The sequence below is a fragment of the Microbacterium sp. ARD31 genome (assembly GCF_031844425.1).
Window position 1 is genome coordinate 1 of sequence record NZ_JAUZVE010000014.1, and the last position, 23,864, is coordinate 23,864.

Annotated in this window: 24 protein-coding genes; 11 read left to right on the forward strand and 13 right to left on the reverse strand. The window is 72.4% G+C overall.

What is annotated here, in order from left to right; genetic code table 11:
- The 8 genes from Q9S36_RS26380 to Q9S36_RS26415 form a co-directional block, all read right to left on the reverse strand.
- Positions 1-626: hypothetical protein (locus tag Q9S36_RS26380; RefSeq protein ID WP_311287806.1), on the reverse strand; the 626-nt coding region annotated here is incomplete at its 3' end.
- Between the two features lie 222 nt (positions 627-848).
- Positions 849-1,310, reverse strand: coding sequence for a GNAT family N-acetyltransferase (locus Q9S36_RS26385; protein WP_311287807.1), 462 nt, complete (start codon positions 1,308-1,310; stop codon positions 849-851).
- Positions 1,307-2,203 carry an arylamine N-acetyltransferase gene (locus Q9S36_RS26390; protein WP_311287808.1) on the reverse strand — a complete coding sequence of 299 codons (897 nt, stop codon included), beginning with the start codon at positions 2,201-2,203 and terminating at the stop codon, positions 1,307-1,309. The genes Q9S36_RS26385 and Q9S36_RS26390 overlap by 4 nt, the downstream gene beginning before the upstream one ends.
- Before the next feature lie 48 nt (positions 2,204-2,251).
- A complete protein-coding gene (locus Q9S36_RS26395; RefSeq protein WP_311287983.1) occupies positions 2,252-2,893 on the reverse strand; it encodes a response regulator transcription factor in 642 nt (213 codons plus the stop codon).
- Between the two features lie 55 nt (positions 2,894-2,948).
- Positions 2,949-3,464, reverse strand: coding sequence for a flavin reductase family protein (locus Q9S36_RS26400; RefSeq protein ID WP_311287809.1), 516 nt, complete (start codon positions 3,462-3,464; stop codon positions 2,949-2,951).
- A 4-nt stretch (positions 3,465-3,468) separates the two neighbouring features.
- Complete coding sequence (gene macS / locus Q9S36_RS26405) at positions 3,469-4,566, reverse strand: MacS family sensor histidine kinase (RefSeq protein WP_311287810.1); 1,098 nt, start codon at positions 4,564-4,566, stop codon at positions 3,469-3,471.
- A 50-nt stretch (positions 4,567-4,616) separates the two neighbouring features.
- A complete protein-coding gene (locus tag Q9S36_RS26410) occupies positions 4,617-5,402 on the reverse strand; it encodes a lysophospholipid acyltransferase family protein (protein ID WP_311287811.1) in 786 nt (261 codons plus the stop codon).
- Between the two features lie 10 nt (positions 5,403-5,412).
- Positions 5,413-6,219, reverse strand: a complete 807-nt coding sequence (locus Q9S36_RS26415; protein WP_311287984.1) for an alpha/beta fold hydrolase — start codon at positions 6,217-6,219, stop codon at positions 5,413-5,415.
- 53 nt (positions 6,220-6,272) lie between these two features.
- Between Q9S36_RS26415 and Q9S36_RS26420 the strand changes: the two genes are divergently transcribed.
- Both Q9S36_RS26420 and Q9S36_RS26425 read left to right on the forward strand, forming a co-directional pair.
- Complete coding sequence (locus tag Q9S36_RS26420) at positions 6,273-6,776, forward strand: hypothetical protein (RefSeq protein WP_311287812.1); 504 nt, start codon at positions 6,273-6,275, stop codon at positions 6,774-6,776.
- Between the two features lie 28 nt (positions 6,777-6,804).
- Positions 6,805-8,043 carry a TIGR00300 family protein gene (locus Q9S36_RS26425; protein ID WP_311287813.1) on the forward strand — a complete coding sequence of 413 codons (1,239 nt, stop codon included), beginning with the start codon at positions 6,805-6,807 and terminating at the stop codon, positions 8,041-8,043.
- On the opposite strand, the gene Q9S36_RS26430 is transcribed toward Q9S36_RS26425, so the two are convergent.
- The 5 genes from Q9S36_RS26430 to Q9S36_RS26450 are packed head-to-tail and all read right to left on the reverse strand — an operon-like array spanning position 8,028 to position 12,558.
- Positions 8,028-9,440: a hypothetical protein gene (locus tag Q9S36_RS26430; protein ID WP_311287814.1), complete on the reverse strand. Its 1,413-nt coding sequence runs from the start codon at positions 9,438-9,440 to the stop codon at positions 8,028-8,030. The two genes, Q9S36_RS26425 and Q9S36_RS26430, sit on opposite strands and share 16 nt — an antisense overlap.
- Positions 9,437-10,435, reverse strand: coding sequence for an ROK family protein (locus Q9S36_RS26435; protein WP_311287815.1), 999 nt, complete (start codon positions 10,433-10,435; stop codon positions 9,437-9,439). The genes Q9S36_RS26430 and Q9S36_RS26435 overlap by 4 nt, the downstream gene beginning before the upstream one ends.
- Positions 10,428-10,874, reverse strand: coding sequence for a hypothetical protein (locus tag Q9S36_RS26440; RefSeq protein ID WP_311287816.1), 447 nt, complete (start codon positions 10,872-10,874; stop codon positions 10,428-10,430). Before Q9S36_RS26440 ends, Q9S36_RS26435 begins: the two co-directional genes overlap by 8 nt.
- The gene (locus tag Q9S36_RS26445; protein WP_311287817.1) at positions 10,871-12,106 is read right to left on the reverse strand and encodes an ArsA family ATPase; all 1,236 of its coding nucleotides are present in this window, start codon (positions 12,104-12,106) and stop codon (positions 10,871-10,873) included. Before Q9S36_RS26445 ends, Q9S36_RS26440 begins: the two co-directional genes overlap by 4 nt.
- A 14-nt stretch (positions 12,107-12,120) precedes the next feature.
- A complete protein-coding gene (locus Q9S36_RS26450) occupies positions 12,121-12,558 on the reverse strand; it encodes an SRPBCC family protein (protein ID WP_311287818.1) in 438 nt (145 codons plus the stop codon).
- A 92-nt stretch (positions 12,559-12,650) separates the two neighbouring features.
- On the opposite strand from Q9S36_RS26450, the gene Q9S36_RS26455 reads away from it, so the two are divergent.
- The 9 genes from Q9S36_RS26455 to Q9S36_RS26495 all read left to right on the forward strand — a co-directional run bounded on the left by Q9S36_RS26455 (position 12,651) and on the right by Q9S36_RS26495 (position 23,863).
- On the forward strand, positions 12,651-13,304 hold the full coding sequence (locus tag Q9S36_RS26455; RefSeq protein ID WP_311287819.1) for an isoprenylcysteine carboxylmethyltransferase family protein: 654 nt from the start codon (positions 12,651-12,653) through the stop codon (positions 13,302-13,304).
- 25 nt (positions 13,305-13,329) lie between these two features.
- Complete coding sequence (locus tag Q9S36_RS26460; RefSeq protein ID WP_311287820.1) at positions 13,330-15,126, forward strand: AMP-dependent synthetase/ligase; 1,797 nt, start codon at positions 13,330-13,332, stop codon at positions 15,124-15,126.
- A 262-nt stretch (positions 15,127-15,388) separates the two neighbouring features.
- Positions 15,389-16,132 carry a Flp pilus assembly protein CpaB gene (gene cpaB, locus Q9S36_RS26465; RefSeq protein ID WP_311287821.1) on the forward strand — a complete coding sequence of 248 codons (744 nt, stop codon included), beginning with the start codon at positions 15,389-15,391 and terminating at the stop codon, positions 16,130-16,132.
- A gap of 2 nt (positions 16,133-16,134) precedes the next feature.
- Positions 16,135-17,379, forward strand: coding sequence for an AAA family ATPase (locus Q9S36_RS26470; RefSeq protein WP_311287822.1), 1,245 nt, complete (start codon positions 16,135-16,137; stop codon positions 17,377-17,379).
- A gap of 1 nt (position 17,380) precedes the next feature.
- Complete coding sequence (locus Q9S36_RS26475) at positions 17,381-18,820, forward strand: CpaF family protein (protein ID WP_311287823.1); 1,440 nt, start codon at positions 17,381-17,383, stop codon at positions 18,818-18,820.
- Complete coding sequence (locus tag Q9S36_RS26480) at positions 18,817-20,715, forward strand: type II secretion system F family protein (protein WP_311287824.1); 1,899 nt, start codon at positions 18,817-18,819, stop codon at positions 20,713-20,715. The genes Q9S36_RS26475 and Q9S36_RS26480 overlap by 4 nt, the downstream gene beginning before the upstream one ends.
- Position 20,716: 1 nt before the next feature.
- A complete protein-coding gene (locus Q9S36_RS26485; RefSeq protein WP_311287825.1) occupies positions 20,717-21,646 on the forward strand; it encodes a type II secretion system F family protein in 930 nt (309 codons plus the stop codon).
- Between the two features lie 4 nt (positions 21,647-21,650).
- On the forward strand, positions 21,651-23,213 hold the full coding sequence (locus Q9S36_RS26490) for a histidine kinase (RefSeq protein WP_311287826.1): 1,563 nt from the start codon (positions 21,651-21,653) through the stop codon (positions 23,211-23,213).
- Positions 23,210-23,863 (forward strand): response regulator transcription factor, encoded by a 654-nt coding sequence (locus Q9S36_RS26495; RefSeq protein WP_311287827.1) that lies wholly within the window; start codon positions 23,210-23,212, stop codon positions 23,861-23,863. Before Q9S36_RS26490 ends, Q9S36_RS26495 begins: the two co-directional genes overlap by 4 nt.
- Position 23,864: the final 1 nt, after the last annotated feature.

Here is a 23,864-nt window from a genome sequence, read left to right on the forward strand (position 1 = left end):
ACGTCCTCGTCGTGGATGGTCACGTGCCGCGGGTCCACGTGCAGGTGACCGTCCTCCGGATCACTCGCGGGGTCCGCGGCGGCGAGGTCGTAGCGCTTGATCGCCTCCGCGACCACCCGGTCCAGCTGCGCCGGAGCGACCCGCCCGGCGACCGCCGACACCTGGCCGTCCACGAACGCTGCTGCTTCAAGGGTCAGGGCCGGTGTCGTGTGGATGGTGACCTCCGCGACCGACCGGGCCCGCCACGCCGGCACCACACCCGCCTGCACCAGCGCCCACAACCGCGGCAGCCGGTGCCGCAGCTCGAGCGCGTGGCCGATGAGCTTCTTCGCCGCCGTGCTGGACATCCCCAGCACTGCGCCGAGCTCGGGGATGCAGAACTCCGCCACCAGCGGCGCACCCTCACCCGCGATGGGCTCCTCGTGCTCACACCCCGGGGTCGCGAACGTGGCCGCGTGGTGGACCGATTCCGGCGGATGCAGGTCGGCCCACCGCGCAGCCAGGTCCAGCTGACGAGCCGCGGCCCGATGCTCAGCCGCCCTCTCAACGCGGATCGAGGCGAGCACGTCGGACGCCGAGAGGTCGTCTGCGACCCTCTCGACGTCCTGCGCCAGCGTCTCGATCATGTGTTCGATTCTACCGAGAGCCACCGACAGTGGACAGCGTCGAAGCACAGTCTGTGGAGGGGTCGGGACGTGGTTTCGAGGCTCGCGGCGCTCGCACCTCAACCACCGGGCAGGACGTGGTTTCGAGGCTCGCTGCGCTCGCACCTCAACCACCAGGCAGGACGTGGTTTCGAGGCTCGCTCCGCTCGCACCTCGACCACCGAAGGGAGGGTCGCTCGCACCTCAACCAGCAGCAGGGGCGACGTACTCGACCTCGGTGGGGTACGGCGGCCAGGGGCACTCCTGGGTGGTGCCGCTCGGGGTCCAGCCGAGGGCGCCGTAGAGGCCGCGGGCCTTGGCATTGGCCTCGAGGACCCACAGCCGGCGCGCGCCGGCGGCCTCGGCCCGGGCGAAGCCCTCGCGGCCGAGGCCGGTGCCCCAGTGGTCGGGGCGGACGGCGAGGTGTCGCAGCGTCGTGCCGTCGTGGGCGGCGAGCGCCACGAGGCCGAGGTCGTCCTCCACGACCTCGACCACGACCTCGGGGTCGTCGAGCAGCAGCGCCCAGCGGGCTAGCACGTCGTCGTCGGGGTAGGGCAGCTCGCCGAAGACGTGGGCGAGGCCGGTCTGGCTCGCGATCCGCTCCAGGTCGCGCAGCGCGACCGCGTCGTCGGGGGTGGCCCGGCGCCACTCGGCCGGGGGCGTCACGGCCGACCCGCCTCGTCCCAGGCGCGGTGGGCGGCGAGGGTCCGGTCCCAGAGCCCGGTCCACTCGTCGTCGGCGACGTCGTCGACCGGCAGGAGCAGGTCGTCGACCAGGGCGGCGCGCCACTCGTCGTACGACGTCAGGTCGCGCTGGTCGCGCGAGGTCGGGGTGAGCACCTGGTGCACCAGGCCGCGGACCGTGCGGAGCCGTGGCCCGTCGATGCGCTGCGCCACGACGACTCGGCGGAACGGCGACCCCTCGCCCCGGCTCAGCACGTGGTGGGCGGCGTCGACGGCGGCCGGCGAGTGGTCGCGCGAGGTGACGACGATGCCGCCCAGCACCCCTCCGGGGAGGTGACGGTAGGTCCACGCCGCCGGACCGGTCGGGCGCCCCGCTGCCTGGGCTCCGAAGCCGGCGCCGATCCCGAAGCTCCAGCCGTCGACGTCGTGGTCACCCCGCACCAGAGGCAGCGGCTCAGCGAATCCCTCGCCGAGACCGGCGTCGGCCCACCAGTGCCCGCCGGGGTTGTCCTCGGTGGGAAGGCCCGAGACCACCAGCACCAGGTGGTTGAGGTCGGTGCCGAGCTGGTCCTCCGGCCTGGCCCACACGTGCCCGTGGCGCCTGCTGACCGCGAAGCCCAGCTCGCCGAGCAGCCACCCGAACGCGCCGTTCTGCTGGAAGCAGTAGCCCAACCGGCCGCCCGCGGCTGCGCGGGCCACGCCCGCCTCGACGGCGACGGGGTCGGGTCGCCCGAGCATGATCGAGAGGTTGTCGTAGGGGATCCGGCCGACGTGGGCGCGGTGCACCTGCCGCAGCCCGTCGAGCGTTGGCGGCGGACGGTCGTCGATCCCGAGCCGTGTCAGGTAGTCGCCGACCCGTCCGTCTCGTCCATCCACGGGGCAGAACCTATCGGTGAGGACCGACGGCCTGGCCGCACGCACCCCTCAGACCGGGTCGTCCGCCTCGTCGAGGCCGTGCTCGATGGCCCAGCGGGTGAGCTGCACCCGGTTGTTCATCTGCAGCTTGCGCAGGGTGTTCTGGACGTGGTTCTGGACGGTGCGGTGGGACAGCACGAGCCGGGCCGCGATCTGCTTGTAGCTCATCCCCGTCGCGACCATCTTGAGGATCTCGGTCTCGCGCTCGGTGAGCTGGTCGCGCGGGTCGTCGGCCGGACCGTCGGCGATGCGGCGGAACTCGCCCAGCACCAGGCCGGCGAGCCCCGGGGTGAAGACGGTGTCGCCCTCCGCGACGCGCTGGACGGCGTCGATCAGCTCGGCGCTGGAGGCAGACTTCACGAGGTAGCCGGTGGCCCCGGCCTTGATCGCCTCGAGGACGTCGGCCTGCTCGCCGCTCGCCGACAGGATGAGGACGCGGGCGGTCGGGTCGTGCTCGAGCATCATGCTGGTGACCTGGACGCCGCTGTTGTCGGGGAGCTGCAGGTCGAGGACGACCACCTGCGGGGCGGCCGCCGGGAACCGGGCCATCGCCTCGCGCCCGTTGGCGGCCACGGCCACGACGTCGTGCCCGGCCGCGCGCAGGTCGCGTTCCACGGCGTCGCGCCACATCGGGTGGTCGTCGACCACCATCACGGTCACCACAGTCGTTCCCCCCGTCCCAGAGATGGGGGCATCGTAGACCGGGCTAGGCGCTCGGGGGGCTGAACCGACCACGGCGGTGGACGAGCGGGTCGCGCTCCTCCCCCACGATCACCTCGTCGAGCGCGCAGGTGACGAGGGTCGACCAGCCGACGGGCGCCTCGGACTCCAGCGACACCAGCGCCCAGGTCGTGGCGTGGGCGAGCCGCGGACCGTGCGCGGTCGCGACCCAGTCGGCCATCCGGAACGGCCCGCCAGGCGCGGGGGCGGTCCCCGCGAACGCCTCGGCCAGCCCGCGGTCGGGCCAGCTCAGCAGCTGCAGGACCGCGCGGCCGGTGTCGAGCAGGACGTCGGTGAGGTCGGCGTCGGGGTCGAGCAGCGCCAGCACCCGGCCGGGCTCGCCGCCGGCCACCATCCACGACGAGACGGTCAGCCCGGCGCGGTCGCCGTCGCTGCCGGCGGTCCACAGCGACACCGTGGCGGTCTGCCTGCCCCGGAGGCGTCGTACGGGGTCGCGGTCGCCCTCGGGCTCGAGGAACGGGTGAGAGGTGTGGATCGTCACGTCCTCACGCTAGCGGGACCACCAGCTCCCACTCCGTGCCCCACGACCCGCTCTCGACGCGCGCCGTGCCACCGAGCTCCTCGACGCGCCCGCGGATCGAGGAGACGACGCCCAGGCGGCCCTCCTCCTGCGCCTGCTCCAGCCGGCCCGGGGCGATGCCCGGTCCGTCGTCGCGGACGGACACGGTGACGGCGTCGGGTGCGGCCTGGGCGAGGACCCACGCGGTCGCGCCCGGCCCGACGTGCGCCAGGACGTTGTCCAGGCACGCGCGCACGGCAGCCACGGTCTCGGTCGCGACGTGGGCGTCCACCAGCACCGCCGTGCCGGGTGTGGCGACCTCGACCCGGACGGGGTGCGCCGTCGCCATCGCCTCGAGCGCACCGGCCAGGTCGACCCGGCCGCCCGCCGCCGTGGGGACGGTGTCCTGCTGGCGGATCAACGAGCGCAGGCTGCGCTCCTGCTCCCCCGCCAGCCGGCCGAGCTCGGCCCACTCACCGCCCGCGGCCGCGCCCCGCCGCTGCGTCATGGCGAGGACCTGGAGCACGCCGTCGTGGACCGCGCGGGCCAGGCGGGTGCGCTCCTCGGCGGCCGCAGCGGCGTGCTCGGCCGCGTCGCGCTCGCGCGCCATCCGCTGGAGGGACTCGCACAGGTAGCCCACGATCGGCCCCCCGATCAGCACCAGGAACACGTTGCCGTAGTTGCCCTGGTCGAGCTCCGTGCGCGGCACCACGTCGAACAGGGCGATCGCGGCGGCGGCCGCCAGGCCGCCGCGCCAGTGCCAGTGGATGGCCCAGGCCAGCAGCGCCCCCATCACCCAGAAGCCCGGGATGGTCGCGTTGAAGCCCTCGGACTTGACCCACGGCGTCGCGGCCATGGCGGCGAGGGTGATCGCGAGGTCGGCGACCAGCAGCAGCGGCGTACGGCGTGCGCGGTCCTGGTAGAGCCAGATGGCCAGGACCGTCCAGAGGGCCAGCGCGACGACGATCGCCAGGCCGGCGGTGGGGTGCTCGAAGTTGTCGCGGCGGTAGGCGTTGAGGCCCACCATGTTGACGGTCACCACCACCCGGACGATCGCCAGTGCCGAGTGGAGCCGGTCCTCCACGGCCAGCGCCGAGTCGGCGCGCGGCGTCCGCGACGCCGGCGTCAGGGCGCTCAGGACGCCTTCTGCTCCGGCCCGTCGCCGGCCTTCTCCTGCGCCGCCTGCTCGGCGGCGGCCTGCCGGGCCTTCTCCCGGGCCTCCTCCTTGGCCTCCTCCTTGGCCTCCTTGTCGAGCTCCTTGGCCTTGCTGGCGTAGAGGTCGACGTACTCCTGGCCGGAGAGGCGCATGATCTCGTACATGATCTCGTCGGTGATCGAGCGCAGGATGTAGCGGTCGTTCTCCATCCCGGCGTAGCGGGAGAAGTCCAGCGGCTTGCCGAAGCGCACGACGGGGCGCGTCCAGGTGCCGTAGACCTTGCCGGTGGGCGCGACGACGTCGGTGCCGACGACGGCGCACGGGATGACGGGCGCGCCGGACTCGAGGGCCAGTCGCGCGACCCCGGTCTTGCCGCGGTAGAGCCGGCCGTCGTGGGAGCGGGTGCCCTCGGGGTAGATCCCGAACAGCTCACCCTCGGCGAGGATCTTCATCGCCGACTTCATCGCCCCCTCGGCCGCGTTGGCCCCCGAACGGTCGATGGGCACCTGCCCGGCGCCGGTGAAGAACTTCTTCTGGAACCAGCCCTTGATGCCGGGGGTGGTGAAGTACTCGGCCTTCGCGACGAAGGTGACCCGCCGGGTCAGGGTGAGCGGCATGAACAGCCAGTCGGCGTACGAGAGGTGGTTGCTCGCCAGGATCGCGGGACCCTCCTCCGGCACGTGGTCGATGCCGTAGGCCTTGGGCCGGAAGACGAGTCGCAGCACGGGCCCGAGGGCGATCCACTTCAGGAACCAATAGAGCACGCTGCCGAGCCTATCCCTGCTGCTCGCGGGTGACCCGGTCGATGAACTCCGCCGACTCGGCGAAGATGCGCGGGGCGTCGTGGTCGAGGGTGGCGACGTGGTAGCTGTCCTCCAGCACGCGCTCCTCGAAGTCCCTCGAGGACAGCCCCGCGTGGAGGGCGCGCGAGGTCGAGATGTCGGCGACGTGGTCGTCCTTGGATCGGAACGACAGCACCGGGATGGTGATCTTCGGCAGGTCGCGGCGCAGCTGGGCCCAGCCGACGGACATCTCGTGGGCCGCCTTCAGCGGCATGACGGGGTAGGCGATCTCGTCCATGCCCGGCTTCTTGATGTCGTTGCGGATCCCCGGGAAGGCGGGCACGAACCGCTTGAGCACCGGCAGGAGCACGGCGTCCTTGCGCAGCGTGTCGATGGCCGCGTTGACCACGACGACCCCCGCGAGCTGCTCACCCCGGTCGGCGGCGAGCCGCAGCGACAGGGCGCCGCCCATGGAGAGCCCGACAGCCACGACGGCGTCGTTCTCGGCGGCGAGCTTGTCGAAGGCGCCCTCCACGGTGGCAACCCAGTCCGACCAGGTCACCCGGTTCATGTCCTGCCACCGGGTGCCGTGGCCGGGCAGCAGGGGCATCTCGACGGCGTAGCCCCGCGCGGCGAGGTCCTCGGCCCAGGGACGCATCGAGGCGCAGCTGCCGGTGAACCCGTGCTGGACGAGCACGCCGATGCGGCGCCCGCCCGTGAGCTCCGGCTTCGCGGCCACCGACATCGGGGCGACGAGGGCAGGGTCCAGGGGCGCGGCCGGGGCGCCGCGGAAGGGCATCTTCACGGCGGTCAGTCTGCCCCATGCAACCGTTGCGCGGGTACCGTGATCGCGTGACGACTCCTGGCGACGAGAGCCGCACCGAGCTGGCTTGGCGCGAGATCGTGGAGCACTACGGCGAGCGCGCGGTGCTGCCCGACGAGCCGCACGCCCGCGACGCCGGTCGCGCCGGATCCCCCGCCTCGCCGGGCTCGCCCGGCGCCAGCGGTGACGCCGCCGATGACACCGCAGACGCCACCCCGACGACGTACGACGACGGGCTCGACGACCCGGTCGCGGACGTCGACGACGACGGTCCCCGGGTCGCCGAGGTCGACCGGTTCCGCCCGCCGGACGCGCCGCCGTTCCCGCGCCCCCGGACGTGGCAGCGGGGCGTCGCGTGGTCGGGGCTGTTCGTGGCGCCGGTCCTGGCCCTGGTGGTCGGCCTGTTCTCCCTCGGGCTGCCGAGACTCGTCGGCTGGGCCCTGGTGGCCTGGTTCGTGGGCGGCTTCCTCTACCTCGTGCGCGAGATGCCGCGGGCGCCCCGCGACCCGTGGGACGACGGCTCACGGATCTGAGCCGGAGGGCTGTGGATAGGGTCACGGCGTGGGATCGAGCGAGACGGTCGAGGTCACCGGCCACCTGATGGACAGCGGCATCCTGTCGCGGATCCTCGACGACATCCGCGACTACGGCGGCGACTACGTCATCGAACGGTTCGACGTCGGCCACGAGGCCAACGACCCGAGCAGCGCGCGCATCACGGTCGAGGCCGAGGACGAGGGGTCCCTCCAGCGGCTGCTCATGCGCCTGCAGACCCGGGGCGTGAACCAGGTCGACCCCGGCGAGGCCGTGGTCGGCGTCGCCGACCGCGACGGCGTGCTCCCCGATGGGTTCTACTCCACGACCAACCTCGAGACCCGGATCCGCATCGACGGCGCCTGGTACGACGTGGAGAACCCCGAGATGGACTGCGGCCTCGTCGTGCTGGAGTCCCCCGGAGGAGTCCGGGTGCGGACCGTGCCGATGTCGGACGTCCAGGCCGGGATGCGGATCGTCATCGGCGCCGCCGGGATCCAGGTCTCGGTGCCGCGCCCCGACACCGGGACCGACGCCTACAGCCAGCTGGTCGGCGAGACGCCGTACGACAGGCCGCAGGCGGTGCTGGTGCGACAGGTCGCCGACGAGATGCGCCGCACGCGCGCCGACGGCCGACGGCTGCTGTGGGTGGCGGGGCCCGGCGTCGTGCACACCGGCGCGGTGCCGGCCCTGGTCGCGCTGATCGGCGCCGGTTTCGTCGACACGCTCTTCGCGGGCAACGCACTGGCCACCCACGACATCGAGTCGTCGCTCTACGGCACCAGCCTCGGGGTCGACCTCTCCGTCACCCAGGGCGTCGAGCACGGGCACGAGCACCACGTCCGCGCGCTCAACACGGTCCGCAGGGCTGGATCCATCGCGCAGGCCGTCGCCGACGGCGTGGTGACCAGCGGCATCATGCACGCCCTCGTCACCCACCGGAAGAACTACGTCCTCGTCGGCTCCGTGCGCGACGACGGCCCGCTCCCCGACGTCTACACCGACGTGATCGAGGGCCAGCGCGCGATGCGCGCCGAGATCGCCGACGTGGGCTACTGCCTGATGATGGCCACGCAGCTGCACTCGGTCGCCACCGGCAACATCCTGCCCGCCACGGTGCCGCTGGTGTGCGTGGACCTCAACCCCTCCACGGTCACCAAGCTCGCCGACCGGGGGTCCAACCAGGGCCGGGGCATCGTCACGGACGTCGGCCTGTTCCTCGAGCAGCTCGCGCTCGAGCTGGTGCCGGACTACCGCCGGAGCTGATCCGACGAGCGCGCCACGGGCGCGTCTTCCTCGGCCATCGGGTCGTCGACCGGCCACAGCACCGCGGCGGCGAGCAGGGCGGTCCCGATGAAGGAGTAGTAGTTCGAGAAGGCCTGCTTCGACAGCAGGACGGTGCACAGCAGCGGCAGGCCGGTCGCCAGGAGGTACGCCGTCGCCCCGGGGCGGAGGCGCCGCACGACCAGCACCGAGACCAGCAGGCCGACGCCGAGGGGCAGCACCCCCAGCAGCCAGGACGGCAGCGGCCCGGTCACGTCGGCGAGCAGGGCCAGCAGCGAGACCGCGTCGTCGCGGAACGGCTGGCGCAGCTGGAGCTCCACGGCCGATCGGACGAAGGCCGGCGGGTCCCACAGGAAGAACACGCCGATCACGACCGCGGCCACCGCGCAGCCCGTCATCGCCCGGGCCCAGCCCGCCCGCCGCACGACCACCCACAACGACGGGAGCACCGCGACGAGGTACTGCTTGGACGACAGCAGCATCCCCAGCGGGAGGGCCACCCACCCGGGAGCCCGCAGCAGCGCCGCTGCGACGAGCACCAGCAGCAGCGACATCAGCGGCTCGATCCAGTGGGCGAGCAGGACCACCGTCGCCGTCGGCGAGGTCAGCAGCACCACGGCGAGCAGCCGCCCGAGCCGGTCGGTCGCCGCCCACCACGCATAGGCCGCCACGGCGAGCATCGCGGCGAGGTGGACGAAGCGCACGTCCCCGAGCAGCACGCCCGGCAGGTCGAGGAGGAGCGTCGACGGCAGGTAGGGGTAGCCGTAGAGGACGCGACCGTCCTCGACCACGCCGGGGCCGTAGTAGAGGGCGGACTCGGCGGGGCCGTAGACGTCGCGGATGGTGATGGCGTAGGGGCTGGTGCCGTGGAGCAGCGCGTCCAGGCCACCGTTGACGAACTCCGCGACGTCGATCCGGACGTGCAGCGTGACGATCGCGGTGACCATCAGCGCGGCGTGGAGCAGCGCCAGCGCGGCGAAGACCAGGGGCCGCGACCGGGCGGGCGACGTCGCGAGGTGCGCGAGCACGGCGTACGCCGCACCGGCTCCCGCCGCGGCGAGCGGACCGCCCACCAGCGCGCCGGCCATGACGCCGCAGAAGCCGCTGCTGGCCACCACGATGACCGCGACCAGCCGGTCGCGACGGGCGGACGCGGCCCCGTCGAGCCGGGCGGCGTCGTCAGCCGCTCCACCCGGGCGGGCCCGGAGCACCAGCCAGAGGCAGGCCACGGTCGCCGCGGCGAGGGCGAGCGGCAGGACGTACGACGGGTCGGCCGGGGCTGCGAACATGCAGAAGACGCCGGTCACGGCGACGACGAGCCGGGCGTCGGCGGTGCGGGACGAGGTACCGCGCGCGGCGGCCGCTGTCACTCCGCTCATGCGACCGGCACCTCCGCGCCGGCACCGCTCCGCGGCAGGCGAGCGCTCTGCGCGGCCCCGACCAGCCCCGCCGCCGGGCCGAGGTGGGCGGCCACCAGGGCCGGGACGGTGCGGTGCTCGGCACCGACCAGGGTCCGGGCGAGGGCGGCGCGGGCCGGGTCGAGCAGCTTGTCGCCGGCAGCCGAGACGCCGCCACCGATGACGACGCGCTCGGGGTCGAGGGCGGCGACGAGGTTCGCTGCACCCACCCCGAGCCAGTCGCCCACGGACGCGAAGGCGCGGCGCGCCACGAGGTCCCCCTCCTCGGCCGCCGCGGTGACCATCGGGCCGGTGATCCTCTCGGGGTTGCCCCCGCACATCTCCTCGAGGACGGAGGGCTGCTCGGCCATCAGGGCCCGCGCGTCGCGCACGAGGGCGTTGCCCGACGAGTACTGCTCCCAGCACCCGCTGCGCCCGCACTCGCACGACCTGCCCTGCGGCACGACCTGCATGTGCCCGAACTCCCCCGCCATGCCGTTGGCGCCGTGCAGCACGCGACCCCCGAGGAGCACTGCACCCCCGATGCCCGTCCCGAGGGTCATCATCAGCGCGGTCCCCGCGCCACGCGCGGCGCCGAAGGTCCACTCCGCGACCGCGGCGCAGTTGGCGTCGTTGTCGAGCACCACGCGGCAGCCGAGCCGGGCCTCGAGGAGGTCGCGCAGCGGCTCGCCCTGCCACGGGAGGTGCGGTGCGAACATCACGCGCTCGCCGGCCGAGTCGACGAACCCGGCGGCCGCCACGCCGACCGCCGCGAGCGGACGCCCGACCGCCGCCTCGAGGACGGCCTCGACCAGCGCGTCCTCCACCTGGCTCGTCGCCACCCGGCGGCCGGGGGTGGTGCGCAGGGCGGTGGACGTCACGGTCCCGTCCGGCTCGACGACGCCCGCCAGCACCTTCGTGCCCCCGATGTCCACGCCGACGACCACGCCGGGGACGCCGGGGGTGCGCTCACTCATCCGGGGAGGCCCCGTCCTCGGGCCAGTCGTCGGCGAGGTCGATGTGCTCCACACCGTCGTCCGTGCCGTGATCCGCCCCGCGCTCGGTGCCCCCGCGGGGCTCCGGGACCGTCGCCATGGCGGCGGCGACGGCCTGGGCCAGTGAGGTCGCAGCCGCGGCGAGGTGGCCGGTCACCTCGGGCCCGAGGTGACGCACGGCGTGCACCGCCCGGCAGACCGGGCACACCGTGCACTCGGGCGAGCCGGTCGCGAGGTGCTCGTTGAGGTCGTGGGCGGAGGCCGCCGCCTGCGATGCCAGTCCGGACAGGCCCTCGCCGGCGTCGCCGGCGTGCTCGCGCGCCCACCCCGAGAGCGTGCCGAGGAGCCGGGCGGCCTCCTCGGCCAGCGACCCGACCTCGTGGGAGTCGTGGGAGTCGTGGGCGTCACCCGCGTCGCTCACGTGGTCTCCTGTCGGGTCGGCGCTGGGTCAGAGGTGGGGTCAGAGGTGGGCTCAGAGGTGGGCTCGGCGGTGGGATCGGTGAACCGCACCTGCAGCTCCCCGTCGCGCACGCGGGCACCCGCCACGCGGTGCCGCGCCAGTCCCGAGGGCAGCGTCAGGAGACGACGATACGACGCCACCGAGACGACGAGCTCGTCGCCCTTCCGGGCGAGGCGCACGTCGTCCTGCGCGGCGAGCGGCAGCGGGAACGACAGGACACGACCGCCCGGCACCGACCGCACGCGCAGCCCGGGGCGCCCGTCCGGCGCGGCCAGCGGGTCCCCGTCGTCGTACACGGTGCGGGCGAGGTCGAGCAGCTGCTCACGCCCGACCGGCTCGGTGTCGCGGTAGACCGAGGTCCGCAGCTCCAGCCCGGCGAAGGAGTCGGCGGCCTCGGCCAGCACCCGACGCTGGGAGGCGACCCAGGCGGCGCGCCACGGGTCGGCACCGCCGTCGGGGAAGACGCGGTTCACCACGGCGGCGTCCACGGTGTAGCCGAAGAGGGTGAGGAAGGTGTAGGCCCGGCGCGCCTCGGCCAGCACGACGGACTCGGGGGTCAGCACGAGCCGCACGGACGTCTCCGGCCCGGTCAGGACGGCTCGTACGTCGTCGAGCTCGGCGTGCAGCCGCTCGATCGCGTCGAACACCGGGTCGTCCGGCATCGGCACCCCGGCCGCACGGGCCAGCACGGGCTTGAGCGCCTTGACCACCCGGCGCTCGACGGGCAGGACCCGGGTCATGTACCAGCCCAGCGCCTCCGGGAGCGCGAGCAGCCGGAGCGTCTCGGCGGTCGGGGCGCAGTCGACGACGAGCACGTCCCAGGCGCCCGACCTGGCCTGGGCCCGCACCTCGAGCAGGGCCAGGACCTCCTCGGCTCCTGGGATGACGGTCAGCTCCTCGGCCGCGACCGGGTCCACACCGGCGACGTCGAGCACGCTGAGGAGGTAGCCCTGGATGTCGCCCCACGACCGCTCGAAGCGTTCCTGCGCGTCGACGTGCTGCAGCCACAGGTTCGCAGCGACCTGGCTCGGCTCGGCGCCGGCGGGCACGTCGAGCGCGTCGGCGAGCGAGTGCGCGGCGTCGGTCGACAGGACCAGCGTCCGGTGCCCGGCGGCGGCGCTCGCGCAGGCGGTCGCGGCCGCGAGGGTGGACTTCCCGACGCCGCCCTTGCCGGTGAAGAGGAGGATCCGCATCCCGGACCCGCGCGTCAGAGCGACTCGACGCGCTTCTTGAGGCCCTTCAGCGCGGTGTCGATGAGGATCTTCTCGCCCTTGCGCTTCAGCATGCCGATCAGCGGGATGCTCACGTCGAGCGCCAGGCGGTAGGTGACCTCGGTGCTGCCGTTGCCGAGGTCCACCAGCGTGTAGGCGCCGTCGAGCGCCTTGAGCATGTTGCCCTCGACGAGCGTCCACGTGACCTCGCGGTCGCCGTCCCAGTCGTAGGCGAGGGTGTACTCGTCCTTGATCGGCGAGACGTCGAGCGCGAAGTAGACCTGCTCGGCGCGGTCGCCGGCCCCCTCGACGGTGACCTCGGCGGTCTGCACGCCCTTGGCCCACGCGGGGTAGGACTCGAAGTCGGCGATGACGGCCATGACGTCGGCCGGCGGGGCGTCGATGGTGATCGACGAGGAGGTCTGTTCGGCCATGCGGCTGACCCTATCGCGGTCCTGCGGGAACCCCCCACGGGCAGCCGCGTCCACCCCTACGATGAGGGCTCGCACCCTGCCGGAGGTTGAACGTGCCCACTCGTACCGCCGGAGCAAGGACGGACATCGGCCGCGTCGTGGCCGTCACCGTCTTCGTGCTCCTGCTCCTCATGAACCTGCGCAAGCTCGCCACGGGCGCGTGGGCGGAGTCGCCGCTGTCGATCCTCGTCAGCGTGCTCACCGGCGCCTTCTACGTCCTGCTGATCGTCGCCTACCTCCGCCGCACCCCGTCGGACCGCACCGACCGCCGGTGGTCGTCCTGGGCGGTGGCCCTCGCCGGCACGGCGGCGCCCTTCTTCATCCCGGTGCTGTCGACCGGCCCGGCCACCGGCACCGTGAGGGAGCTGGTGTCCGCCGCGATCCTGGGCATCGGTCTGGTCGCGATGCTCTGGGCTCTGGGCGCGCTCGGCACCAACATCAGCGTCGTCCCCCAGGCACGCACGATGGTGACCCACGGCCCCTACCAGCTGGTCCGGCACCCGCTCTACGCCGCCGAGCTGGTCAACGTGCTCGGCCTCTGCGTCTCCCGGACCGGGGTCTGGCCGTGGCTGGTGTTCGTGGCGCTCATCACGTTCCAGGTGGCGCGTGCGCGGCGGGAGGAGGCGCTGCTGTCGCGCGAGCTGCCCGGGTACGTCGAGTACCGGGCGAGCACCCCTATGCTCGTTCCCGCACTTCGCCGACGATAGGCCGCACCTAGGAGGCACAGCCGCTGTGCGTGAGTTCTCCACGCCCCTGACCACCGTCATCCCGACGACCGGGAACCTCACCGACGACGTGGTCGCCAACGCCCGGGAGGCGGGCGACGCCGCGGTGTTCAGCCGCGCGACTGCCGAGGGGTGGGTCGACGTCACCGCGGCGGAGTTCCACGACGAGGTCCGCGCGGTCGCCAAGGGGCTGGTCGCGGCGGGGATCGAGCCGGGCGACCGCGTCGCGCTGCTGTCCAAGACGCGCTACGAGTGGACGCTGCTCGACTACGCGATCTGGTTCGCCGGTGCGGTGACGGTGCCGATCTACGAGACCTCGTCCGCGGAGCAGATCGGCTGGATCCTCGCCGACTCCGGCACCCGCGCCGTCGTCGCGGAGGGCGCCGACCACCTCGCGCGCGTGCGCGAGGCCCGACAGGCCGGCGACCTCGCCGAGCTCCAGCACGTCTGGTCGATCGAGGACAACGCCATCGACGTGCTGGGCCGCCTCGGCTCGGACATCTCCGACGAGGTGCTGGAGCAGCGGCGTACGACGGCGACGCCGCTGGACCTCGCCACGCTGATCTACACCAGCGGCACCACCGGCAAGCCCAAGGGCTGCATGATCACCCACGGCAACTTCATGTTCGAGCTGGGCGTCGCCGTCGACGAGCTGCACGAGCTGTTCGACCGGGAGGGCGCCTCCACCCTGCTCTTCCTGCCGCTGGCCCACGTCTTCGCGCGCATCATCCAGATCGGCTGCGTGAAGAGCCGGGCCCGGATGGGGCACAGCGCTGACATCAAGAACCTCGTCGCCGACCTCGGCGAGTTCCAGCCGACCTTCATTCTCGCGGTGCCCCGCGTCTTCGAGAAGGTCTTCAACACCGCCTCCCAGCGCGCCACCGCCGACGGCCGCGGCAAGGTCTTCGACCGCGCTGCCGACGTCGCCATCGCCTGGTCCCGTGCGCTCGACGGCCCCAGGGTGCCGCTGCGCCTGCGCGCGCAGCACGCGCTGTTCGACCGGCTCGTCTACGGCAAGCTCCGCCAGGCGCTCGGCGGCCGCTGCACCTACGCCATCTCCGGCGGCGCGCCGCTCGGCGACCGGCTCGGCCACTTCTACCGCGGCATCGGGCTCGTCGTCCTCGAGGGCTACGGCCTCACCGAGACCACCGCGGCGCTGTCGGTGAACCTGCCCGACGCCACCAGGATCGGCACCGTGGGCCGGCCCCTGCCCGGCACCAGCGTGCGTGTCGCCGACGACGGCGAGCTGCTCTTCAAGGGCGGCCAGGTCTTCGCCGGCTACTGGGGCAACGAGGCCGCGACCGAGGAAGCGCTCGGCCGCGAGGGCTGGTTCCACACCGGCGACGTCGGCGAGGTCGACGAGGAGGGCTTCGTCCGGATCACCGGCCGCAAGAAGGAGATCCTGGTGACCGCCGGGGGCAAGAACGTCGCGCCCGCGGTCCTCGAGGACCGCCTGCGCGCCCACGCCCTGGTCGACCAGTGCCTGGTCGTGGGAGACGGGCAGCCCTTCATCGGCGCCCTCGTCACCATCGACCGCGAGACCTTCCCGGCGTGGGCCGAGCAGCACGGCAAGACCGGCGAGGTCGCCGACCTCGTGGACGACCCGGACCTCGTCGCCGCCGTCCAGGAGGCAGTGGACGACGCCAACAAGGCGGTCTCCAAGGCCGAGTCGATCCGCAAGTTCACGATCCTGCCCGGCGAGTGGAGCGAGGAGGGCGGTCAGCTGACCCCCAGCCTCAAGCTCAAGCGCAATGTGGTGGTCCGCGAGGCCCGTGCCGAGATCGAGGCGCTCTACCTCTCCTGAGGCCCTTCCTGCCCGCGGGCTAGACCATGACTACGACGGACTAGTCAGTTCGGACTACCCGTGGGCCACCATCGGGTGGTTTGTCAGGCTTAGCCCCCGAGACCGCCCCGGGCGCCCCTATCTTCGTCGATGCGCGAGAGGACGTCGGGGCCTGCTCGCGGACTGGAGACGGTGGCACAGGCACCCTCAACGGTCGGTTCACCTCCCGGCACGTTGCTGAGCGAATCCACCCCCGTGGATCCCTGAACCGAAGGAATGCCTGATGGCGCGTCGTTCCGTACTCCTCGCCCTGGCCATCGTCACGGCCCTCGTCGGCACCCTGCTGATCGTCATGTACGTGCAGGGCATCGACAACCGGGCCACCGAGGGCCAAGAGCTCGTCGAGGTCCTGGTCGCCAAGGACATCGTCAACGCGGGCGAGTCCGTCGCCGCCGCGGAAGAGGCCGGCAAGTTCGAGAAGAGGGAGATCCGCCGCGACGACCTCGTCCCCGGCGCCCTGTCCTCCTCCACCAGCGTCACCGGCCTGGTCGCCACCGGGAACATCTACCCGGGCGAGCAGCTGATCGCGGACAAGTTCGGCAACGTCGGCGACACCGAGACGCTCGTCATCCCCGACGACAAGCTCGCCGTGTCGGTCGAGCTCACCGACCCCGAGCGGGTGGCGGGCTTCGTCAACCCCGGCTCCGAGGTCGCCGTGTTCGTCACGGTCACCGACTCGTCGTACACCCGCATCATCCTCAACCGCGCCACCGTGATCGGCGTCGGCCAGACCTCCACCACCTCGCGGACGACCACCGACGAGGAGGGCACGCAGACGATCGAGGAGGTCCCCAAGACCATCCTCACCCTGGCGCTGACCCAGAAGGAGTCGGAGAAGCTGATCTGGGCGGACCGCTTCGGTGAGCTCAACGTCGGCCTCCTGTCCGACAAGACCAAGACCCGCGACGAGAAGGGCACCGATCGCAAGATGGTCGTCCCCGACGCCCCCGCGATCCCGACGGCCTGATCATGACTGTCATTCTCGAGACCGACGCCACCCAGCGAGCCCTCCTGCAGGCCATGCTCCACGGCTCCGCCGGGGTGGGCAGCGTCGAGGACCTGTCGTCGAACATCCAGGACAACCCGCACGAGTTCGCGGTGGTCATCGGCCCCAGCATCACCACCCAGGACGCCACCGCCTTCGCCCAGTGGGCGCGGGTCAACCGTCCCGACCTCGGCGTGATCCTGCTGCGCGACACCGTCGACGCGAACGCCCTCTCCCTCGCGCTGCGCAGTGGCATGCGCGAGGTGGTGCAGAGCAAGGACCTCGCCGGCATCACCACCGCCGTCCAGCGGGCGCGCTCGGTGGCGAGCGCCATCGGGCAGACCATGCTCGGGGAGGTCCAGGCCGCCGCCGAGCAGGCCAAGGCCAGGCTCGTCGCCGAGGCCGAGGCGCAGCGCGTCGCCGAGGAGGGGCCACAGGGCAAGCTGTTCACGGTCTTCTCCACCAAGGGCGGCGTGGGCAAGAGCCTCGTGGCGGTCAACACCGCGGTCGCCCTGGCCCAGCAGAAGCACCGCGTCTGCCTGGTCGACCTCGACGTCAACAGCGGCGACGTGGCGATCATGCTGCAGCTGTCGCCGAGCCGGAACGTCAACGACCTGGTGAGCTTCCGCGGTGGCATCGACGAGGGTGCGATCGAGTCGCTGCTCACCACGCACTCCGAGCACCTGTCGGTCGTCGCCGCGCCCGTGCACCTCGACTCCCCCGACCAGGCCACCGCCGACGAGATCGGTCAGCTCCTCGACGGGTTGAAGGCCATGTTCGACTTCGTCGTGGTGGACACCTCGGGCGTCTTCGACGACCAGGCCCTCGCCGCGCTCGACCGGTCGGACACGATCATCCTGGTGGGCACGCTGGACATCCCGGCGCTCAAGGGCGTCAAGCTCGCGACCAGCACCCTGGACCTGCTCAACTTCGCCCGCGAGTCGTGGAGCTTCGTGCTCAACCGCGTCGACGCCAAGGTGGGCCTGACCCAGGCCGAGTTCGAGGCGACCCTGGGCCTGAAGGCCGACGCCACGCTGGTGTCGAGCCGCGAGGTCCTCGCTGCGGTGAACCGCGGCGAGGCCCTGGTCAGCGCCTACCCCGGCAACCAGAACAGCAAGGCGCTCACCACCTTCGCCTCCACCCTGGCCCAGGCGCACGCCTCGGCCGCCGGCGACCCGGTCGCCGCCTCTGGCCGCAAGGCCAGCCGTCTCCGCATGAGGAAGGGCTGACATGAGTCTCACCGACCGGCTCGCCGCCGCATCGCGCACCCGCACCGCGGACCCCGCCGCGGCCCCCGCGGCGGGCCCGCCGCCCACGACCACCACCGCCCCGGCCACGACGTCGGAGTCCAGCGCCGCCGGTCGCCGCCGCGCGGCAGTGGCCCGCAACGGCAACGACCCGTACAAGGACCTCAAGCGGGTCGTCCACGCCCGGCTGGTGAGCACCCTCGGCCCGACGCTGTACGACGCCCACCTCACGCAGTCCGACCTCGAGCAGCAGGTGCGCCTGGCCCTGCAGACCACGCTCGCCGAGGTCGACATGCCGATGTCGTCGGCCGACAAGTCCCGCATCTCGCAGGAGATCGCCGACGACATCCTCGGCTACGGCCCCCTCGAGCCGCTGCTGCGCGACCCGGACCTCTCCGAGGTCATGGTCAACACCTTCGAGGACATCTACGTCGAGCGCAGCGGCAAGCTCGTCAAGGTCGACGCGTCGTTCGCCGACGAGGCCCACCTGCGGCGCACCATCGACAAGATCGTCAGCAAGATCGGCCGACGCGTCGACGAGACCAGCCCGATGGTCGACGCCCGCCTCCCTGACGGCAGCCGCGTCAACGCGATCATCCCCCCGCTGGCGCTGGACGGCTCCAAGCTGACCATCCGCAAGTTCTCCGAGGACCCCTACACCGTCGAGGACCTGATCGGCTTCGGCACGCTCAGCCGCGCGTCCGCCGACCTGCTCGAGGCGTGCGTCCGCGGCCGGCTGAACATCCTGGTCTCCGGTGGTACCGGCGCCGGCAAGACGACCACCCTCAACGTGCTGTCGTCCTTCATCCCCGACGACGAGCGCATCGTCACGATCGAGGACGCAGCCGAGCTCCGGCTGGTGCAGGACCACGTGCTGCGGCTCGAGTCGCGCCCGCCCAACATCGAGGGCAAGGGCGCGGTCACCATCCGCGACCTGGTGAAGAACTCCCTCCGCATGCGTCCGGACCGCGTGGTCGTCGGTGAGATCCGTGACGCCGCGGCCCTCGACATGCTGCAGGCGATGAACACCGGTCACGACGGCTCGATCTCGACGCTCCACGCGAACACGCCGCGTGACGCGCTCTCGCGCCTCGAGACGATGGTGCTGATGGCGGGCATGGACCTGCCGGTGCGCGCCATCCGCGAGCAGGTCGCCAGCGCGGTCGACCTGATCATCCAGCAGACCCGCCTCAAGGACGGCACCCGCCGGATCACCGCGATCACCGAGATCGTGGGCATGGAGGGCGACATCATCACGACGCAGGACGTGTTCCTGTTCGACTACGCCGCCGGCATGAACGAGCAGGGCAAGTTCAAGGGCGGCCTGGAGTCGACCGGCCTGCGTCCGCGCTTCCTGGAGCGGCTCGCGGACCACGGCGTGCACCTCAACCCCGCCGTGTTCACCGTCGGCGGGGCCCGATGAGGGTCCTGCACCGCTGGGTCGCCGGCGCGCTCGCGACCTCCGCCCTGGTCCTGTCGGGCGGGGCGCCGAGCTTCGCCGACGACGAGATCACCATCGACCACGTCGACACCGACCGCGGCACCGTCAACCTGCTCCTGTCGACCGACGGGCTGCCCGCCGGCACCACCGTCGACCCCGAGCAGGTCTTCGTCGAGCTCAACGGCAGCGCCGTGGAGTCCTCGGCCAAGCTGGTGGACGCCGGCGACATCGACCGGTCCACCGTGATCGTCCTCGACGCGAGCAACAGCATGAAGGGCCAGGGCAAGTTCGCCGCGGCCTCGACCGCGATCAACGCGTTCCTCGACAGCGCCCCGGAGGACGTCGCCATCGGCCTGGTCGCGTTCGCCGGCAAGGTGACCAGCACGGTCTCCCCCACCGTCGACCACGACGCCGTACGCCAGGCACTGGCCGACGTCACGCTCGCCAAGGGCACCAGCGTGTACGACGGCATCGTCGAGGGTGTCAGGCTCCTCGAGGCCGAGGGGTCCCGCAACCTCCTCATCCTCTCCGACGGCGCCGACACCGGCAGCGACATGACGCTCGAGGTCGCGACCGCCGACGCGAAGGAGGCCGGCGTCGTCGTCGACGTCGTCTCCCTCGTGCAGGGCGCGAAGTCCGACGAGCTCGCCACCGTGGCCACCGAGACCAAGGGATCGGTCATCCCGGCCGACCCCGCCGTGCTCACCTCGGTCTTCAACGAGCGGGCCGAGGCCCTCTCGAAGCAGCTGCTGGTCACCTTCGAGGCGCCCTACGCCAGCGGCGAGGACGCGAACATCGACGTCGTCGTCGAGTCCGCCGGCACCCAGTACCACGACACCGCCTTCGCGACGCTCGGCCCGGGCTTCGCGGTGCCCGACGTCGTCGACTCCGGCAAGGCCCTCATCGGCAACACCGGGATGCTCCTGGGCGCCGCCGCGCTCGCGGTCGGACTGTTCGGCCTGCTCGCCACCGCCCTCATCAGCGCGGGCGACAACCGGCCGCAGTCGGTCAAGCAGCTCGAGGCCTACTTCAACGGCACCCCCGGCGCCGACGCGAAGGCGAAGAGGAAGGCGAGCAGCTCGGCCGACCTCAAGGGCTCGGCCGTGTCGGTCGCCAACCGGTTCGTCAGCGCCGACATGGAGACGCGCATCTCGCAGCGGCTCTCGGGCGCCGGCTCGGCGCTGACCGCCTCCGAGTGGATCCTCGTCCACGTCGGCATCGCCTTCGGAGCCGGCCTCGTCGGCCTGCTGATGGGCGGCATCCCGATGAGCATCCTCGGCCTCGTGCTCGGCACCGTGCTGCCGTGGCTCTACCTCAAGATCCGGCACAGCCGGCGCCTCAGCGCGTTCAACGCCCAGCTCGCCCAGACCCTCGGCCTGATGGCCGGCGGCCTGCAGGCCGGCCTCTCGCTCCCCCAGGCGGTCGACACCGTCGTGCGGGAGGGTCACGAGCCGATGGCCGGCGAGCTGCGTCGCGCCCTGGTCGAGCAGCGGCTCGGCGTGGACATCACCGACGCGCTCGACGGCGTGGGCGAGCGGATGGAGAGCGACGACTTCGCCTGGGTCGTCATGGCGATCCGCATCCAGCGCGAGGTCGGCGGCAACCTGGCCGAGATCCTGCACACCGTGGCCGACACCCTGCGCGAGCGCGAGTACCTCCGCCGCCAGGTCAAGGCACTCAGCGCGGAGGGCCGGCTCTCCGGCTACATCCTGACCGGCCTGCCGCCGCTGATCTTCTTCTACATGACGTTCGCCAACCCGGACTACGTCCGGCTGCTCTACACCACGATCCCTGGCTACGTGATCCTCGGTCTGGCAGGGTTCCTGCTGGCGCTGGGGTCGTTCGCCATGGCGAAGCTCGCGACGGTGGAGGTCTGAGATGATTCTGTGGATCGGTGCCGGGCTCATCTTCCTGGCGATCGTGATGGCCATGTCGATCATCGGCGTGGTCAGCAAGGAGCGCCGGGGTGTCGCCCGGTCGGTGGCCGCCATCCAGGCGATGAGCCAGAGCACCCCCGACATGCTCAAGACCGAGCTCGAGCGGCCGTTCGCCGAGCGGGTCCTCGGCCCCCTCGGCGACCAGCTGGTCGGCACCGGCCGCAAGCTGGCCCGGGCCGACACGGCGCACAAGCTGGAGTACCGGCTCAACGTCGCCGGAAACCCGCCCGGCTGGGACGCCAACCGCCTCATCGGCCTCAAGGTCCTCGGCCTGGCCGTGTTCGGCGGGATCGGGTTCCTCTACATCGCGGGCATGGACTGGCCCTTCGTGCGGGTCGTGATCGGCACGGCCCTGGTGGCCGCGTTCGGCTACGTGCTGCCCAACATCCTGCTCTTCAACGCCGGGCAGAAGCGCGAGAAGCTCATGCGCAACGCGCTGCCCGACGCGCTCGACCTGCTCACCGTCTCGGTGGAGGCGGGCCTCGGCTTCGACGCCGCCGTCGACCGGGTCGCCCGCAACACCGACGGTCCGCTGGCCAACGAGTTCGCCCGCCTGCTCCAGGAGATGAACATCGGCGTGGGGCGCACCGACGCCATGCGCGCGATGGCCGAGCGCACGTCGCTCGACGACCTCAAGTCGTTCTGCCTGGCGATGGTGCAGGCCGACAGCCTCGGCATCCCGATCGGCCGCGTGCTGCGCATCCAGAGCGGCGAGATGCGCACCAAGCGCCGCCAGCGCGCCGAGGAGAAGGCCCAGCAGGTGCCGGTGCGGATGATGATCCCCCTCGTGCTCTTCATCCTGCCCTGCCTCTTCCTGGTGATCATGGGCCCGGCCGGCATCCAGATGGCCGAGACGTTCGGGAACCAGTGAGCCGATGCGCCTGACCGATCGGGTGGACAGGCCGGGCACCCTGGGCAGCCTCCCGTACACGTGGCGGGTCACGACGGCGATCCGTGTCTTCGCCCTCGCGCTCGCCACGGGGGTCGTGCTCTCCGACGACCGCGCCGGCGTCTCGGGTCCGCTCCTGGCGGCGCTCGTCGTGATCGCCGGCGCCGGAGCCGTCCTCGACTGGACGCCGGAGCTCAACCGCACGTCGTGGACCGCGGCCGCGGAGATGCTGCTGGCGGCGCTCATGCTCACCAGCGCCGACGCGTCGGCCGGGCTGTACGCCTACCTCGCCGCCCCGCCCGTCGTCACCGGGCTGCGCCACGGACTGGTCACCACGGTCAACGTGGCCGCGGTCGGTGCCCTGGGCGTGCTCGCGGCCGTGGCCGCGGCGTCGGGCGGCGACCCTCGCCCCGACCTCATCGCCGCCGGCCCCTGGGTGCTCAGCGGCCTGGGCGCCGGCATGCTGACCAGCTGGCAGTCACGCTCGCTGCGCCACCAGGACGCGCGCCGGGCGCCGTACCAGGCCGCCCACCAGCTGATGGCGCAGCTGCACGGCCTCGCCCGCCGAGGGGAGGTCGCCCTGGACACCGCACAGCTGGCGGCCGAGCTCGAGTCGGACCTGCGCCGCCGCACGGGCGCGGTCGCCTCCGCGGTCTTCACCGGGTCGACGGGCGGTGAGCTGGTGCTGCTGTCCAGCTACGGCGAGGTGGGCTCGCTCGAGGACCAGATCCGCCGCGACGCCGAGACGCGGTCCTCCGACGTGCGGGTCCTCACCATCCACGGCACTGACGGCACGCTGGGCTACCTCGTCCTCGGCGGCGTCCTGCGCTGGACGGACGACATCGCCGAGAAGGCCTCCGAGGTCGTCGACAACTTCGCACTGCGGATGGACACGGCCGTGCTCTTCGACGAGGTGCGCGGCATGGCGACCTCCGAGGAGCGCAACCGGCTCGCGCGCGAGATGCACGACGGTGTGGCCCAGGAGATCGTCGCGCTCGGCTACGTCGTCGACGAGATCGAGTCCGTCTCCGACGAGCCCGAGACACGCGCCCTCGCCGAGTCGCTGCGCGAGGAGATCAGCCGGGTGGTCAGCGAGCTGCGCTACTCCATCTTCGACCTGCGCCACCAGGTCTCCGACCGCCGCCTCTCCGGGGCGATCGCCGAGTACGTGCGCGACCTCAGCACGGGCACCGACCTCCGGGTGCACCTCAGCTTCGACGAGTCCGGGACGGCGCTGTCCTCGCGGACCGAGAGCGAGCTGCTCCGGATCGCCCAGGAGGCGATCGGCAACGTCCGCCGGCACTCGCGCGCCCGCAACCTGTGGGTCGAGTTCGTCACCGACGGCGTCACCCTCGACCTGCGGATCGAGGACGACGGCGTCGGCAACGCCAGCCCCAAGGACCGCCACTGGGGACTCCAGACCATGTCCGAGCGCGCCACCGGGATCGGGGCGTCGCTCGAGGTGTGCGACCGCCCCGGCGGCGGCACCCTCGTCCACCTCAACACCGACCACGCCACCAAAGTCCGAGAGAGGAGTGCTCACCCATGAGCACCACCGTCATGCTGGTCGACGACCACGAGCTGATCCGCCAGGGCCTCGCCCGCGCCTTCGAGCGCGACGTCGACATGCACGTCGTCGGCCAGGCCGGCAGCGTCAACGAGGGGTTGTCCGTCTTCCACGAGGTGCGACCCGACGTCGTCGTCACCGACCTCCAGCTCCCCGACGGGCTCGGCCTGGAGATCGTGCGCGCCGTGCGCAGCGAGAGCGACAGCGTCGGGCTCGTGGTGCTCACCATGCACGCCGGCGACGACCAGATCTTCGCGGCCATGGAGGCGGGCGCGTCGGCGTTCGTCGGCAAGGACAGCAAGGCGTCCGAGGTCGTCAGCGCGGCCAAGCACGCGGCCGTGGCCCCTCGTACGTTCCTCTGCGCCGGCCTGAGCGCCGCGATGATGCGACGCGCCACCGCCCCGGCCGCACCGCGCCTGTCGGGGCGCGAGGAGGAGGTCCTGGTGCTGCTCGCCGAGGGCCTGGGCACCAGCGACATCGCCGGCCGGCTCTACCTCAGCGAGTCGACCGCGAAGACCCACATCACGCACATCTACCAGAAGCTCGGCGCCGCCAACCGGGCGCAGGCACTGGTCACCGCGATGCGGATGGGCATGCTCGACGACCTCCCGTCCGGCGGGTCCCTGCGCTGAC

Bases quoted from the DNA above. Each gene is read 5' to 3' on its own strand.
- Q9S36_RS26415 (WP_311287984.1), bottom strand. From the start codon at position 6,219: ATGCCCTTCCGCGGCGCCCCGGCCGCGCCCCTGGACCCTGCCCTCGTC.
- Q9S36_RS26475 (WP_311287823.1), top strand. From the start codon at position 17,381: ATGAGTCTCACCGACCGGCTCGCCGCCGCATCGCGCACCCGCACCGCG.
- Q9S36_RS26495 (WP_311287827.1), top strand. From the start codon at position 23,210: ATGAGCACCACCGTCATGCTGGTCGACGACCACGAGCTGATCCGCCAG.
- Q9S36_RS26490 (WP_311287826.1), top strand. From the start codon at position 21,651: ATGCGCCTGACCGATCGGGTGGACAGGCCGGGCACCCTGGGCAGCCTC.
- Q9S36_RS26395 (WP_311287983.1), bottom strand. From the start codon at position 2,893: ATGGTGGTCGACGACCACCCGATGTGGCGCGACGCCGTGGAACGCGAC.
- Q9S36_RS26445 (WP_311287817.1), bottom strand. From the start codon at position 12,106: ATGCGGATCCTCCTCTTCACCGGCAAGGGCGGCGTCGGGAAGTCCACC.
- Q9S36_RS26435 (WP_311287815.1), bottom strand. From the start codon at position 10,435: ATGAGTGAGCGCACCCCCGGCGTCCCCGGCGTGGTCGTCGGCGTGGAC.
- Q9S36_RS26470 (WP_311287822.1), top strand. From the start codon at position 16,135: ATGACTGTCATTCTCGAGACCGACGCCACCCAGCGAGCCCTCCTGCAG.
- Q9S36_RS26480 (WP_311287824.1), top strand. From the start codon at position 18,817: ATGAGGGTCCTGCACCGCTGGGTCGCCGGCGCGCTCGCGACCTCCGCC.
- cpaB (WP_311287821.1), top strand. From the start codon at position 15,389: ATGGCGCGTCGTTCCGTACTCCTCGCCCTGGCCATCGTCACGGCCCTC.
- Q9S36_RS26430 (WP_311287814.1), bottom strand. From the start codon at position 9,440: ATGAGCGGAGTGACAGCGGCCGCCGCGCGCGGTACCTCGTCCCGCACC.
- Q9S36_RS26450 (WP_311287818.1), bottom strand. From the start codon at position 12,558: ATGGCCGAACAGACCTCCTCGTCGATCACCATCGACGCCCCGCCGGCC.
- Q9S36_RS26485 (WP_311287825.1), top strand. From the start codon at position 20,717: ATGATTCTGTGGATCGGTGCCGGGCTCATCTTCCTGGCGATCGTGATG.